This is a genomic window from Sphingomonas sp. SP3, assembly GCF_058514305.1.
This window is the reverse complement of sequence record NZ_JBZSOE010000001.1, coordinates 413,196-427,231: the sequence shown is the minus strand read 5'-3', so window position 1 is coordinate 427,231 and position 14,036 is coordinate 413,196. Positions and strand designations below refer to the sequence as shown.

12 protein-coding genes and 1 riboswitch are annotated in these 14,036 nt (G+C 63.4%); of the genes, 6 read left to right on the top strand and 6 right to left on the bottom strand.

Translation table 11 applies throughout. The annotated features are described in order from the left end of the window. Positions 1–104: 104 nt before the first annotated feature. The 5 genes from AC4K8G_RS02345 to AC4K8G_RS02325 all read left to right on the top strand — a co-directional run bounded on the left by AC4K8G_RS02345 (position 105) and on the right by AC4K8G_RS02325 (position 6,728). Positions 105–2,276, top strand: a complete 2,172-nt coding sequence (locus tag AC4K8G_RS02345; RefSeq protein WP_491732572.1) for a TonB-dependent receptor plug domain-containing protein — start codon at positions 105–107, stop codon at positions 2,274–2,276. 51 nt (positions 2,277–2,327) lie between these two features. Beyond that, positions 2,328–3,518 carry an acyl-CoA dehydrogenase gene (locus tag AC4K8G_RS02340; RefSeq protein WP_491732571.1) on the top strand — a complete coding sequence of 397 codons (1,191 nt, stop codon included), beginning with the start codon at positions 2,328–2,330 and terminating at the stop codon, positions 3,516–3,518. A gap of 101 nt (positions 3,519–3,619) precedes the next feature. Beyond that, positions 3,620–4,156 (top strand): DsrE family protein, encoded by a 537-nt coding sequence (locus tag AC4K8G_RS02335; RefSeq protein WP_491732570.1) that lies wholly within the window; start codon positions 3,620–3,622, stop codon positions 4,154–4,156. 99 nt (positions 4,157–4,255) lie between these two features. Continuing rightward, positions 4,256–4,828, top strand: a complete 573-nt coding sequence (locus tag AC4K8G_RS02330; protein ID WP_491732569.1) for a LemA family protein — start codon at positions 4,256–4,258, stop codon at positions 4,826–4,828. Position 4,829: 1 nt separating this feature from the next. Further along, a complete protein-coding gene (locus AC4K8G_RS02325; RefSeq protein WP_491732568.1) occupies positions 4,830–6,728 on the top strand; it encodes a DUF2207 domain-containing protein in 1,899 nt (632 codons plus the stop codon). Here the strand turns inward: AC4K8G_RS02325 and AC4K8G_RS02320 are convergent, their stop codons facing one another. The 3 genes from AC4K8G_RS02320 to AC4K8G_RS02310 form a co-directional block, all read right to left on the bottom strand. Continuing rightward, on the bottom strand, positions 6,729–7,262 hold the full coding sequence (locus AC4K8G_RS02320) for a GNAT family N-acetyltransferase (protein ID WP_491732567.1): 534 nt from the start codon (positions 7,260–7,262) through the stop codon (positions 6,729–6,731). A gap of 2 nt (positions 7,263–7,264) precedes the next feature. Beyond that, positions 7,265–7,495: a 50S ribosomal protein L31 gene (gene rpmE, locus AC4K8G_RS02315; protein WP_491732566.1), complete on the bottom strand. Its 231-nt coding sequence runs from the start codon at positions 7,493–7,495 to the stop codon at positions 7,265–7,267. 90 nt (positions 7,496–7,585) lie between these two features. Then, positions 7,586–8,122, bottom strand: coding sequence for a DUF6580 family putative transport protein (locus AC4K8G_RS02310; protein ID WP_491732565.1), 537 nt, complete (start codon positions 8,120–8,122; stop codon positions 7,586–7,588). 61 nt (positions 8,123–8,183) lie between these two features. After that, positions 8,184–8,327, top strand: a riboswitch (cobalamin riboswitch). A gap of 97 nt (positions 8,328–8,424) precedes the next feature. On the opposite strand from AC4K8G_RS02310, the gene AC4K8G_RS02305 reads away from it, so the two are divergent. After that, complete coding sequence (locus tag AC4K8G_RS02305) at positions 8,425–10,269, top strand: TonB-dependent receptor plug domain-containing protein (RefSeq protein ID WP_491732564.1); 1,845 nt, start codon at positions 8,425–8,427, stop codon at positions 10,267–10,269. Between the two features lie 4 nt (positions 10,270–10,273). On the opposite strand, the gene fabZ is transcribed toward AC4K8G_RS02305, so the two are convergent. Genes fabZ through bamA form a run of 3 tightly spaced genes read right to left on the bottom strand, consistent with a single transcriptional unit; the run spans position 10,274 to position 13,984 of the window. Further along, a complete protein-coding gene (fabZ, locus tag AC4K8G_RS02300; protein ID WP_491732563.1) occupies positions 10,274–10,747 on the bottom strand; it encodes a 3-hydroxyacyl-ACP dehydratase FabZ in 474 nt (157 codons plus the stop codon). Between the two features lie 4 nt (positions 10,748–10,751). Then, positions 10,752–11,339, bottom strand: a complete 588-nt coding sequence (locus tag AC4K8G_RS02295; protein WP_491732562.1) for an OmpH/Skp family outer membrane protein — start codon at positions 11,337–11,339, stop codon at positions 10,752–10,754. Next, the gene (gene bamA / locus AC4K8G_RS02290) at positions 11,339–13,984 is read right to left on the bottom strand and encodes an outer membrane protein assembly factor BamA (RefSeq protein WP_491732561.1); all 2,646 of its coding nucleotides are present in this window, start codon (positions 13,982–13,984) and stop codon (positions 11,339–11,341) included. The genes AC4K8G_RS02295 and bamA overlap by 1 nt, the downstream gene beginning before the upstream one ends. Positions 13,985–14,036: the final 52 nt, after the last annotated feature.

Sequence of the window (14,036 nt, the reverse complement as noted above, 5' to 3'; positions counted from 1 at the left end):
GAAGGCGTCTTCCGTCGAACCGTTGGTCGAACGGTCGAACTTGAATGGAGCCTAATGTGAGCCCCGCGTAGCGGGGGTCGAGGCTCCACCCCAGGGAACCAGGAATGATCAACTTTGCGTATCTCGCGACGGCGTCCGTCGCGGCAGTCCTTGCTGCACCCGCGCTTGCCGCAGAGCAGGAGCCCGCAACAGCGGCCGCCAGCGCTGCGCTGGTCGCACAGGAAGGTCGCCTGACGGTCTACCAGGCCGCCTTCTTCGCCCAATATGCGCCGCGCACCGCGCTCGACATCGTGAAACGCGTCCCCGGATTCACGCTCGATCTCGGTGCGACGCAGACGAACCAAGGCCAGGTCGACGTGCGCGGCTTTGCTGGTACTGCCGGCAACGTCGTGATCAACGGCGCCCGCCCAAGCTCCAAGGCCGAAACGCTGGATGTCACGCTGGCCAAGCTACCTGCCCAGCAGGTGCTGCGGGTCGAGGTCGGTCCGGGCGACCTCTACGGCTCGGACTATGCCGGCAAGAGCCAGGTACTGAACATCGTCATGTCGGCTAACGGTGGGTTCGATGCGAACGTGACCGCGTCCGCAGTGCGCTGGTTCACCGGCTATGTGAACACCGACATTTCCGGCTCGGCATCGTTCCGCCACGGCGCGTCGACCATCAACGTCGCGGGTGGAACAGGCCGCAATCGCCAGCTCCAGGAAGGCCCCGACCTCGTCACGGATGTCCTCACCGGCCAGCCGATCGAACGTCGAAAGAAGTTCAACAGCTATTTCAACAAGGATCCTTACCTGTCGGCGAGCTGGGCGCTCGAGCGCGGGTCGGACGATGCCTATCGCTTCAACGTCCGCTGGCAGCCGAGCAAGTTCGACCTGTTCCAGAACAATCGCGTGACGCCGGCCGATGGTGCACCGCACGACGACAACCTGTTCCAGCATTATCGCCGTCCGGTCATCGAGCTCGGCGGTGACGTAACGCGCCCGCTTGCCGGCGGCGCGATCAAGCTGGTCGGGCTCGCGACCCGCCGGAAGCGCGACGACGTCGATACCATCGTTCAGCGCAATGGGTTGATCGAGGACAATGCGACGGTCGACGGCGGCTTCGAGCAAGTCACCAAGGCGCAGCGCAACGAGACCATCGGGCGGCTGAGCTGGACTCGCGCGGACTTGCTCGGTCTGTCGTTCGAGGCGGGCGCCGAGGCCGCCTACAACACGCTCGATTATCATCTCGCCTTGTCTCTGACCGATGAGGATGGCCAGCAGGTCCCGATCCCGCTTCCGATCGAGGATGCGACGGTCAAGGAGAAGCGCGGCGAGGTCTATGTCAGCGTAGGCAAGAACCTGTCGCCCGCGCTGCGTATCGATGGCGGCGTCAATTACGAATTCTCGAATCTCAAGGTGGGGGGCGACGCTCTCGCCGACCGGACTCTCAAATTCTTGAAGCCGAACCTGACGGTTGACTGGAAGCCGGGCGGCGGTTGGCACACCCAGGCGTCAGTCCGCCGGACGGTCGCTCAGCTCGACTTCTATGATTTCATGAGCGCGGCGAACCTGTCGACCAACCAGGTCAGCGGCGGAAACGAGAATCTGCAGCCGCAGCGCAGCTGGGAGTTCCGGCTGACCGCGGAACACCCCCTGCTCGGCGACGGCCTGTTCAAGCTCGATCTTGGGCATGACCTGGTCAGCATGCTCCAGGACCGCATACTGATCTGCGACCCCACGCACCCGAATGACGCGAAATATTGCTTCGACGCGCCGGGCAACCTTGGCACCGGCAAGCGCTATTTCGCCTCGCTGACGGTGGACGCGCCGCTCGACCGGCTGTGGTCGGGGCTGCGCGCGAAACTGACCGGCACCTACCAGAAAACCCACGTCGAGGATCCGGTCGACCACAAGATGCGTCGTTGGAGCAATTTCTGGCCCGACTGGCAGTGGGACCTTGCCGTCCGCCGCGATCACGGCGCCTTCTCGTACGGGTTCGAGCTTACTGACAGCCAGCGCTGGACGACCTTCCGCACCGACGGATTGGACACGAGCTTTAACGGCGGGATCTACGGAACTGCGTTCGTCGAATACCGGCCGCTGCCCCGGACGTCGGTCACGCTCAACGTCGACAACGCGCTGAACACGACTGCCAGTCTCGACCGCCTCATTTATGACCCGAACCGCGTCGACCCCACTTCGATCACGAGGGAGCAGCGCGTCCGCAACAACCATATCTCGGTGGGGCTGACCCTGAAGCAAAGCTTTGGCGGCGGTGGCGGGGTGGCGAAGTAGCGGGAACGCGGCTAAAGGCCCCGCAACTTCATTCAACGCGGGGTTTTAGCAGTGGCCGAGCCAGCCATTCTGCCGTTCGATTGGCAGGATCCGTTCGATCTCAATCACCAGCTGTCGGACGAGGAGCGGCTGGTCCGCGACACGGCCGAGGGTTACGCGCAGGAAAAGCTCCTGCCGCGCGTGACGTCGGCCTACCTCGACGAGCGCTTCGACCGCGAGATCATGAATGAGCTTGGTGAGCTCGGCATGCTGGGCGCAACCGTCGACCCGGAATATGGCGGTGCCGGCCTCGGCTATGTCAGCTACGGCTTGATCGCGCGCGCGGTCGAGCGGGTGGACAGCGGCTATCGCTCGGCCATGTCGGTGCAGAGCTCGCTCGTGATGCACCCGATCAACGCCTACGGCAGCGAGGAGCAGAAGCGGAAGTTCCTGCCCAAGCTCGCGACCGGCGAATGGATCGGCTGCTTCGGCCTCACCGAACCTGATGCCGGCTCCGACCCCGGCAGCATGCGGACCCGCGCGCAGAAGGTTCAGGGCGGCTACGTCCTCTCCGGCACCAAGATGTGGATCACCAACTCGCCCATCGCCGACGTGTTCGTCGTGTGGGCAAAATCGGACGCGCACGACGGCAAGATCCGCGGCTTCGTTCTCGAAAAGGGCGCCAAGGGCCTGACCGCGCCGAAGATCAAGGAAAAGCTGTCGCTTCGCGCCTCGATTACCGGCGAGATCGTCATGGATCAGGTCGAGGTCGGCGAGGATGCGCTCCTCCCCAACGTCGAAGGGCTCAAGGGTCCGTTCGGCTGCCTCAATCGCGCTCGCTACGGCATCGCCTGGGGCTCGATGGGCGCCGCCGAGGCCTGCTACCAGGCGGCGCGCCAGTACACGCTCGATCGCAAGCAGTTTGGGCGCCCCCTTGCCTCCAATCAGCTGGTCCAGCTCAAGCTCGCCAACATGGTCACCGAGATCACACTAGGGCTGCAAGCGGCGCTCCGCGTCGGCCGCCGGCTTGAGGATGGCGAGCTGATCCCGGAGACGATCAGCCTGATCAAGCGCAACAATTGCGGCAAGGCGCTCGACATCGCGCGGATCTCCCGCGACATGCACGGCGGCAACGGAATCAGCGCCGAATTCCAGGTCATGCGCCACGCTGCGAACCTCGAGACGGTCAACACCTATGAGGGCACGCACGACGTCCATGCGCTGATCATGGGCCGCGCGATTACAGGTCTGTCGGCCTTTTAGGTCTTGCGCCACTCTCGGCGCGTCAGTTTCACATAGCCTTGGCGACGCCGCCCGCTACAATCCGACCGATCGACCGCTCGGTTTGATTGTGGAGGGCAATTATGAAATTCCGGCTGTGTTTTCTCGGGGCGCTTCTGGCAACGTCGACGCCGGCGTGGGCGGGCATGGATCAGTTCGCTTACGGTCCCGCAATCACCAATTTCGGTGCGATTGCCAAGGTGGACTCCGACCTGCCCCTCTCGAAGCGCATCGATTACAAGCTCGCCTTCGACATCGGCAAAGGCACTCCCGAAAAGGTCAATGGCGACCTCGATAGCGTTGCTCGCTTCATCAACATGTTGGTCGCCGACGGTGTGCCGATGTCGAGGATTCACGCGGCTGTGGTCGTGTGGAACGCCGGCATGATGGATGTGACCAAGCAGTCTCGGTACGAACAGGAATATGGCGGCGCGACCAATCCGAATATTGCGCTCGTGGAGCAGCTGATCGCCAAGGGCGTCCAAATCTACGTGTGCGGTCAGTCCGCGGTAAAATACGACGTTGCGAAGAGCGACCTCTTACCGGGCGTCAAAATGGCACTTTCCGGAATGACAACGCATGCGATGCTCCACGAGCAAGGCTATCTGGTCAATCCATAGGCCCGCGCGCGCTGAGCTTGGCCGCCACCGACGCAATCGCCGCTTGCGACGATAGCCTTCCGGCCTATGCTCGCCGCTTGGTCGAGCGGGGGCGTTCACATGAGTCTTACGGGTTGGATCATCCTGGGCGTCGTCGTCCTGGTGCTGCTTTACGTCATGGGCATTTACAACCGGCTGGTGCGGTTGCGCGCGCTGGTGAAGGAAGGCTTCAGCGGGATCACCGTCCAACTGAGGCGCCGCGCCGACCTTATCCCCAACCTGGTCGAGACCGTGCAGGGCTATGCGACGCACGAGCGCGAGGTGTTCGAGCAGGTCAGCGCCAACCGCTCCAAGGCGCTAAGCGCCGGGAGCGTCGAGGCCACGGCGCAGGCAGATATGCAGATGAGCGGCCTCCTCGGCCGGCTATTCGCGGTGGCGGAGGCCTATCCCGAGCTCAAGGCCAATACCAACTTCCTTCAGTTGCAGGATCAGCTCTCCAATATCGAAGGCGAGCTGCAGAGCGCGCGGCGCTATTACAACGCGACCGTCCGCGACCTGAATTCGACCATCCAGAGCTTCCCTCCGGTGCTGATCGCGCGGCCGATGGGCTTCACCGAGGAGCCTTTCTACCAGGACGACGATCCGGCCATCCAAAGCGCTCCAAAGGTATCCTTCCCCAAGCCGGCGGCCTGACATGCTGCGCGCTTCAGGCGCTATCGCCTTATTGCTGCTTGCAGGCGCCACGCCCGCGCAGGCCGAGGAACGCATTCATCGCTACCTAAGCGACGTCCAGATCCGTCAGGATGGGGCGCTCGACGTCACGGAGACGATCGAGCTTCGCGCGGAAGATCAACAGATCAACCACGGCATCTACCGCGATTTCCCGACCCATTACCGTGGGCGCAACGGCGGGCAGGTGCGCATCGGCTTCACCTTTGAAGGGGCGACGCTGGACGGACAGCCTGTCCCGGCCAGCACCTCGCCGTACGGCAATGGCGTTCGCATCAAGGTCGGCGATCCCGACACCTACGTCTCGGTCGGGGATCACAGCTACGTCCTCCGCTATCGCGCAACGCGGCAGATTGGCCGTTTTAAGGACTATGACGAGCTCTACTGGAACGCGACCGGCAATGGCTGGCTGTTCCCAATCGACGTCGCCGAGGCGCGCATCCGCCTGCCCATGGCGGTCCCGTTCGGCCAGCACGCGGCTTACACCGGTCCAGCGGGTTCGACGGACAGCAATGCCGAGGTCAGCAACGAGCAGCCCGGCGAGATCGAGTTCCGCACGACGCAGCCGCTCGGGGCCTATGAGGGGCTGACAGTCGCCGTTGCCTTTCCCAAGGGGATCGTCGCCGAGGTGGATAGCGGCCAACGTGCTGCGTGGTGGCTAGCCGATTACGGCCCCCCTGCCCTGGGTCTTCTCACGCTGCTTGGGCTGATCGGCTTTTATTATGTCGCTTGGCAACGCGCTGGTCGCGACCCACGCGCCGGAACGGTCGTTCCGATCTTCGCGCCGCCTGACGAGCTTTCGCCCGCCGGCATGCGGTACGTGACCAAAATGGGCGCAGACAACCGGGCCTTCGCGGCCGCGCTGGTCGACATGGGCGTCAAGGGCCACGTTCGGCTGGTCGAGGAAGAAGGCGGCTGGATCTTCTCGAGCAAGAAAACGCGGATCGAGCGGCTCACCGGGTCCACGCCGTTGTCAGCGGAAGAGGAAGCCGCGCTCGATTGCCTGTGCCAACCCGGCGAACAAATCGTCATGGAGCAGAAGAACCATTCGAGTTTTTCCTCTGCAAAGAGCGCATTGGAAGGTGTTCTGAAGACAAAGTACGAAGGAAAATCGTTCAAGCGAAACTATGGCTGGGCGGCGGCAGGACTGCTCCTGTTCATCGCCGCAATCTGGCTTACGGCCTCGGCGGTTGTGCTAGCGCTGGATGGTGCGGAAATCTGGCAGATCGGCGTCGTTGCTGGCTCGCTCGCACTTTCGGGCGTCCTGTGGCTGCTGTTTCACGAATCGACGGTGGGCAAATGCCTGCTGACCCTGATCAGCTTCGTCGCGCTGGCCATTGCCTTCAGCTTGGGTATGCCGATCCTCGGCATCGCGCTTTCCAGCGGCTGGTACCTGCCGCTGCTCTTCCCGGTGCTGGCGCTGCCTCTGGCAATTTCGTGTTTCTGGTGGATTTCCGCGCCAACCGCAGAGGGTCGGACGGCCCTCGATCATATCGCCGGCTTCAAGCAATATCTCTCGATCACTGAGGGCGAGCGGCTCGACCGAATGATCCCGCCCAAGGATACGCCCGAGATCTTCGAGCGCTTTCTCCCCTACGCGATCGCGCTTGGGGTCGAGAACCGCTGGGCCGAGCGCTTTGCCGGCGTGCTTGCGGCTGCGGCGACGCAGGGACAACAGGGCTTTGGCTGGTATTCGGGCTCGAGCAGCCCGTGGAGCAATCCGACGAGCTTCGCCGACACGGTTGGCTCGTCTCTGTCGAGCACCATCAGCTCGGCCTCGACCGCGCCCGGCTCGAGCAGCGGCTCGGGCGGCGGCGGTTCGTCCGGGGGCGGCGGCGGCGGCGGGGGTGGCGGTGGCTGGTAGCTAGGCCCAGGCGGGGCGCTTCAGCACCACGGTCGCGCTCTCGTGATACACGACCTCTGAAACACACTCGAAGCCCAGCTTTTCGGCGAGCTTCATCGAAGGTCCGTTCTCGGGAGCAATGATCGCCCAGAAAGGCGACGGCTCAAGGTTTGCCTTGGCCCAGTCGAGCACCGTTAGACAGGCTTCAGAGGCCATCCCCTGCCCGTGCGTCTCGGTGTCCATGATCCAGCCCATTTCGGGCTGTTCACCGAACTCCGGGTCGATGTCTCGCCAGGCCGTGAACAGCCCCACATTGCCGATCAGCTTGCTGTCGGATTTCCGCTCGACAGCCCAGGTGCCGAAGCCGTTGAACTGCCAATTGCCGACGGCCGCTAGCAGACGACGCCAGCAATCCTCCTTCGATGCCGGCGTAGGACCGAAGTGCCGATGCACTTCGGGCTGGCAAAGGATTGCATGGTACGGGCCGAAATCGTCCTTTCGCCAATGGCGAAGGACGAGCCGTTCGGTTTCGATCCGCGGTGCTTCGCGGAACAAGCTTATTTTTTGCCGAGGCTGAGGCCGCCGAAGCGCTTGTTGAAGCGCGCCACCTGGCCGCCCGTGTCGAGCAGCTTCTGGTTGCCGCCGGTCCAAGCCGGGTGAACCTTGGGATCGATGTCGAGGTGAAGCGTGTCACCTTCCTTGCCCCAGGTCGAACGCGTCTGGAACTTGGTCCCGTCGGTCATTTCGACGGTGATCATGTGATATTCGGGATGGCCTTCGGACTTCATCTTAAATTTCCTTGGGTTAGCCGCTGGTTTCCGACCAGCAGCCGATAACAAGAGCGCGCGCCCTACAGGCCGAGGGTAAAAAGTGCAACCTCAGGCGGTGCGCGGCTGTCCTGATAGCCGCACCGCAGGGAGCAAGCGCTCGACGAGCGCAAAGCCGCCAAACAGCAAGGTTGCGTAGAACAGGTCGCCCGCAACCGTATTCTGGAAGAATGGAATGGCAGCGACGTAGCAGTCGGCAAGGCCGGCAGCAGTCATCGGATACATGGTCCCAAGCGTCCACACGCCAAAGTTGGTCACGACGAAGAACAGAATGGCGCTTGCGATGGCAGTAGCCCCGACGCGAGGCGCCGAAACGCGGTTGAGGGTAACCGAGCCCAGCAGCACGACGAGCGCGACCGCGACATACTGGATCCAGAAGCCCTGATAGAAGCCCAGCACCATGTCACTCAGCAACAATGCCGCAAGCGGTGCCGCGAACGCCAGCCAGCGCCGGCCGAGGTAAGCGCCGCTGAACAAAGCCATCGCATCAATCGGCGAGAAATTGGGCGGGTGAGGCACCAGGCGCAGCGCGGCAGCCGCGGCAATGGCCGAAAGAAGCGCGATCAAACGGGCGTGATTGCTGGTCATGCGCGCCTGAATAATGCGGACTCAGCCAATTTGACAGCCCGCCGATTGGCGCTCTAGCTGGCCGCGCGATTAGGGTGCCGCCCACCGGTTCTTACCGGGCGGGGGCGGTTCAAAGGGAAGCCGGCGAAATTCCGGCGCTGTGCCCGCAACTGTGAAGCCGAATTATTCGGCGAAGTCAGGAACCTGCCTTGATCGGTCGTCCGTTTCCCCGGCCGGGTCCAGCCGCGGGGGCGTGGGCACCGCTGCCGCAATTCCGCGGCGCATCCCTCTGTGACGACAGGTTCGTCAACAGGAGGATTCTCATGCCCGTTTTACCAATCGACGCCAGCCAAATCGTCATCACCGCGTCGCGCTCGCCCGAGCCCGAAGCGCAATCTCCCGCCAGCGTCACGATTTTCGACCGCGATCGCATAGAGCGGCTCGGCGAGCCACTGGTCCTGGGACTGCTTCGGCTGACTCCTTCGACGTCGGTCACCACGATAGGCCCATCGGGTTCGCTGACCGAGGTGCGCATCCGCGGGTCGGAGGCGAACCACACCTTGTTCTTCGTCGACGGGATCAAGATCAACGACCCCGCCTCCGGCGATGCGCCGCGCTTCGAGTTGCTTAATGCCGACCTCGCCTCGCGCATCGAAATCGTCCGTGGTCCTCAGTCGGCCCTGTGGGGATCCGACGCGATCGGCGGTGTAATCGCCGTCAATGGCCTCGACGACGCGCCTGGATACGCGGCCAGCGCCGAAGCCGGATCGTTCGGATTTCGCCGCGCGAGTGCTTCAGGGTCGCTGGTCATGGGCCCGACCAGCCTGTCGGGCGCAGTCGGGTGGCAGCGCGCGACCGGGATCGACAGCTTCGGCGCTCCGGGGGGTGACAAGGATGGCTATCGCAACCTGTCCGGACGGGTACGTGGTACCTACGCATTGGGGTCGGACGTACGGCTTGGGGCCTCGGCTTTGGCTCTAACTGGCCGAAGTGAGTTCGACGGGTACCGCCTCACCTTCCCGTTCGACCATACCGACACCCTCGACAGCAGCCGCAATCGACTGACTGCCGGCCGACTGTGGGCCGAATTCGGGACTGGGCAATCGGCGTGGATCGGCCGCGTCTCGGCATCGCTCCTTGGCTCGAGCAACCGCAATTATCTGGCCGATGATCCGATCAATCGGACACGCGGGACACGGCGAACGCTGGACGCGCAGCTCGAGCGGACCTTTTCGACGGGGGTTGTGGATCATCGGCTGATCGTCGCCGCAGAGGCCGAGCGTGAGACGTTCCACGCCCGCGACACGATCTACGGCGGCTTCACCAACCAGGACCGCAGCCGGAGCCACCAGGCGATCACCGCGGAGTGGCGGGCTTCGGCGAAAGCGATCCATGCCGACCTTGCGGTCCGCCGTGACGTGTTCAACCGCTTCCGCGATGCGACGTCATTCCGCGCCTCGTTGCTTGGCGATGTCGGCGGCGGTTTCCAGCTGACCGCCGCTTATGCGGAAGGGATCGCGCAACCGACGTTCTTCGATCTCTTTGGGTTCTTCCCGGGCAACTTCGTCGGCAATCCGTCGCTCAAAGCGGAAAGCTCGCGCGGATTCGAAGCCGGAGTGCGTTACCGGCGCGGGACATTTGCCGCCTCGCTCACCGGCTATCGTCAGCGGCTATACGATGAGATCATCGATGTGGGCGACCCCGTCACCTTCCTTCAGACGACGATCAACCGCGACGACTCCAGTCGCCGATCCGGGCTCGAGGCCGAAGTCAGTTGGCGGATTGCCGATAAGCTCCGGCTCTCCGCCAATTACGCCTATCTGCATGCGACCGAGCCCGATGCGGTGAGCGGGAGACCGGTCACCGAGCGCCGTCGGCCAAAACATAGTGGCGCGATTGCTGCGGACGGCGCGGTCGGCAGGTGGAGCTATGGAGGGTCGATCGCCTACGTTGGGTCGCAGCTCGACACGCGCGACAACTTCCCATTCGACGTTGTTCGGCTCGACTCTTACTGGCTGGCCGGCGCTCGTGTTGCTTACGCGGTGAGCCCAGGGATCGAGCTCTATGCGCGCGGATCCAACTTGTTCGACGCCAAATTTGAGAATTCGGTCGGTTATCGAACCGAGGGGCGCGGGCTTTTTGCCGGCATCAGGCTGGCCGGCCGCTAAGGGTTCAGGCGGGCGGGTCCGCGATCATCGCGGTGAATTCGCACTCGGTTGCGACTTCTCCGTCGAGCAAGGCCCGCCCGCTGAACTTGCAGACGCGCGCGCGTTTCTGGAGGAACTCGACTTCGAGGCGAAGGAGGACGCCGGGCTCGACCGGCTTCCGAAACTTCACGTTGTCGATCGACATGAAGTAAACAAGCTTGCCCGATCCGGCGAGACCGAGCGCTTCGACGGCGAGCACGCCCGCCGCCTGCGCCAAAGCTTCGACCTGGAGGACGCCGGGCATGATCGGCCTTCCGGGGAAATGCCCCTGGAAGAATTCCTCGTTCATCGACACCGCCTTGATCGCGACGATGCCTTTTTCCGGGTCGAGGCTTTCGACCCTGTCGACCAGCAGCATCGGATACCGATGCGGCAGCGCCGCCATCACCCGCGTCACGTCAAGCGGGCCGATGGCGGAGCTTACCGGCTGGTCGGTCAAAGGCTTAGCGACCCTGCGGTTGCTGCTGCGCCGGAGCTGCCGGCGCGGTCGTTACGATGGTCGGAAGCGCGGCATTGAGGCCGGCGAGCACGTCGGCGGTCACGTCGACGCTTTGCGCCGTCGCCAGGGTCGACCCAACTTCAAGCATGACGTTCGCGCCACGCTTCTGCATCACCTGCGAGTAGACCGGGCCAAGCTTGTCGCCGATCTGCTTCTGGATGTAGGCCTGATCGCGCTGCGCCTGTTCTTGGGCGCGCGACATTTCCTGCGCCGCTGACTGGCGTTTCGTGTCCCACGCCTTGGCACGGGCCTGTAGCGCCGCATCGGGCTCAGCGCCCTTGAGCGCGTCGAACGCGGTCTGAATCGACTTTTGCTCAGTCTCGAGCGGTGTCGTCAGCGCCTTGGCACGCGCCTCCAGCGAGGCCTTCTTGCTGTTGAGTGCAGCAAGGGCAGTCTTGCAGGCCGTGCAAGTCGCGGTGACGCGGTCGAGGTCGACCACGGCGATCACGGCCCCCGGAACGGCCTGAGCGCTGGCCGCTGCCGGCGCAATGAGAGCAGCCGCGGACGCGGCAATCACGAGCATGTTCTTCATTAGAATGATGTTCCTACGTTGAATTGGAAGAGTTTGGTGTCGTCGCCTTTTTGCTTGAGCAGGGCCTTGGCGAGGTCGAGCCGCAGCGGGCCAAAGGGGGAAACCCAGTTCACGCCGATACCGATCGACAGGCGGGGCTTCGGCGAATTGCCGAGGAACAATTCCTTAAAGCCCGGGGTCGAATCGAACTTCGTCGAGTCGTGCGCATTGCCGTTATAGTCGATGCTGCAATTGGGGTTGGGGCTGGTGAAGGCGCCAAGCCCGGTCGTTCCCGACTTGGGGATGCACGAGGCAACCACGTCGGTCAGCTGGGGCTTGGTGATGCTCCACAATGACCCGGCGTCCACATAGACCGACGGCCTCAGACCAACGCTCTTCAGCCCCGCGCTGGTCGGAAGCTCGAGCTCAAGGCGGCCCATGTAATAGGCCTTGCCGCCCAATGCGTCGGTAATCCTGGCCTGGTCGTTCGCGAGCGTTCCATCGGCGTTGTAGGGTACGCGCTGAATGCGCGGGCCGATACCGCGGATGTCAAAACCGCGAAGCTGGGGGCCGAAGAAGCGATCGGTGAGGCGGATCGGGTCGCGGCCAATGCCAGGCGATTTCTGCAGCGACTTGATGAGGCCGCCCTCGCCGTGCACCGAGAAGACCCAGCCACTGCCAAAACCAAGATATTTGGTCGCAAATGCGGTCGTGCGGAGATACCGGACGTCCCCGCCCAGCCCCGCGAAATCCTGGCTGAACGTTATGCGTTGACCCCGCGTGGGGCGGATGCCGTCGGTATCGTCGTAGAGGGTCGAATAACCGACCGATGACGTCAGCCGTGAACCGATTTCGTCGCAGAGGTACCGGCCGGCGCGCAGCGGGTCGCAGACTGCCGGAAGCGGTCCGGTGCCATCAGGGTCGGTGTAGAACGTGCTCTTGTCGAGCTCGACGCGGTCCTTGACCAGGCTGTAGCGTCCGCCGAAGTTCCAATATTCCGTGAGCGGGAAGCCGGTCCTGAGGCCGCCGCCGGTGCTGACCTGTTTGTAGGTCGTGTTCCGGCTGTTCCCGATATAATTGAAGCTGCTGTAGTCGCGCCGGTAGGCCTGGAAACCGAGCAGGATCGGCTTGTCGAGGAAGTACGGGTCCGCCCACCCTGCCTCGACCGACTTCGAATAGCGCGACCAGTTGACCGAAGCATCGAGCTGCTGGCCCTTGCCCATGAAGTTGTTCTGGCTGACCGCGAGCTGGATAACGAAGCGTTCGAGGCTCGAATAACCACCCGAGAGGGAGAGCTGGCCAGTCGGCTTTTCTTCAACGTTGGCGCCGAGCACGACCCGATCAGGGGCCGAACCCTCGGTCTGCTTAATCTCGAACTTGTCCTGGAAATAGCCCAGGCTCTGGATGCGGTCTTGGCTACGCTTGACCTTGGCGGCGTTGAACGCGTCGCCTTCGTTCAGGCGGAACTCCCGCCGGATAACCTTGTCCCGAGTGCTCGTATTGCCCGTGATGTCGATCCGCTCGACATAGACGCGCGGCGTTTCGTTCACCTTGAACGTCACGTTCATGAGGTGCTTTTCGGAGTCACGGTTGTACGCAGGATTGATGTCGGCGAAGGCATAGCCGAGGTTTCCGGCTGCTTCGTTGAGGTCGGTCACCGTGTCTTCGACGCTCTTGGCGTTAAACCAGGCGCCCTGTTTCACCGTCTTGACGTGAGTCATCACCTTATCGTTCGGGAAATCGCGAAGGGCGCTGTCCGCTTCAACGGTCCCGAAGTGGTAGCGCGGGCCTTCCTCGACGACGTAGGTGATCACGAAGTCACGCCGGTCGGGCGTGAGCTCTGCAAGCGCCGACACGACGCGGAAGTCGGCATAACCTTCGGTCAGGTAGAAGGCGCGGAGCTTCTGCTGGTCGGCCGCGAGGCGATCGGGATCGTAGGTGTCGTTCGACTTGATGAAGCCGAGCAGCCCGCCGGCCTGGCGCGTATACATTTCCTTGCGCAGGCGCTCGTCGGCGAAATTGGTGTTGCCGAGGATGTTGATCGCCCGGACCTTAGCGAGGTCGCCCTCGTAAATCTCGAACACCACGTCGACGCGGTTCTGGTCGAGCTGAACGATCTTTGGTTCGACTCGCGCGGCGAAGCGGCCCTGGCGGCGATAGAGTTCAAGGATCCGCTCGACGTCGGCGCGAACCGCCGAGCGGGTGAAGATCGTGCGCGGAGAGAGCTTGATCTCCGGCGTGATCTTGTCGTCTTTCAGGCGCTTGTTGCCCTCAAGGATGATGCGGTTGATGACCGGGTTCTCGCGTACGTTGATCACCAGGTCGCCGGTATCGCCGCCGTTGATCGTGACGTCGGCGAACAGCTGGGTCGCGTAGAGATCCTTCAGTGCCTGGTCGAGCGTGACTGCGGTGTAGGTCTGGCCGGGCGCGAGATTGGCGTAAGCGCGGATCGTCTCCGGCTCAAGGCGCTGGTTGCCGCGAACCGCGATCGACCGGATCGTCCGTTCCGTGGGCGCTGGGGCAACAGCGGGTGCTGCGGCTACCGCGGCGGGTTCGGGCGCGGGAGGCGCGGTCTGGGCAAACAGCGGCGCGGCGGAACCGCCAAGGACCGTTCCAACCAACAGCAGCGCACCGGCGCGCTTAAAACTCTTCGAACCTGAAATCACGCGTCCCCGCCTTATGAGAATGAAGCCGCGGCGCGCTTCGCCGCCAAGCCCC

What these genes read in the sequence shown, in the direction of transcription:
- AC4K8G_RS02305 (WP_491732564.1), top strand. Translation starts at nt 8,425, where the DNA reads ATGCCCGTTTTACCAATCGACGCCAGCCAAATCGTCATCACCGCGTCG.
- rpmE (WP_491732566.1), bottom strand. Translation starts at nt 7,495, where the DNA reads ATGAAGTCCGAAGGCCATCCCGAATATCACATGATCACCGTCGAAATG.
- AC4K8G_RS02310 (WP_491732565.1), bottom strand. Translation starts at nt 8,122, where the DNA reads ATGACCAGCAATCACGCCCGTTTGATCGCGCTTCTTTCGGCCATTGCC.
- AC4K8G_RS02295 (WP_491732562.1), bottom strand. Translation starts at nt 11,339, where the DNA reads ATGAAGAACATGCTCGTGATTGCCGCGTCCGCGGCTGCTCTCATTGCG.
- AC4K8G_RS02325 (WP_491732568.1), top strand. Translation starts at nt 4,830, where the DNA reads ATGCTGCGCGCTTCAGGCGCTATCGCCTTATTGCTGCTTGCAGGCGCC.
- AC4K8G_RS02330 (WP_491732569.1), top strand. Translation starts at nt 4,256, where the DNA reads ATGAGTCTTACGGGTTGGATCATCCTGGGCGTCGTCGTCCTGGTGCTG.
- AC4K8G_RS02345 (WP_491732572.1), top strand. Translation starts at nt 105, where the DNA reads ATGATCAACTTTGCGTATCTCGCGACGGCGTCCGTCGCGGCAGTCCTT.
- AC4K8G_RS02335 (WP_491732570.1), top strand. Translation starts at nt 3,620, where the DNA reads ATGAAATTCCGGCTGTGTTTTCTCGGGGCGCTTCTGGCAACGTCGACG.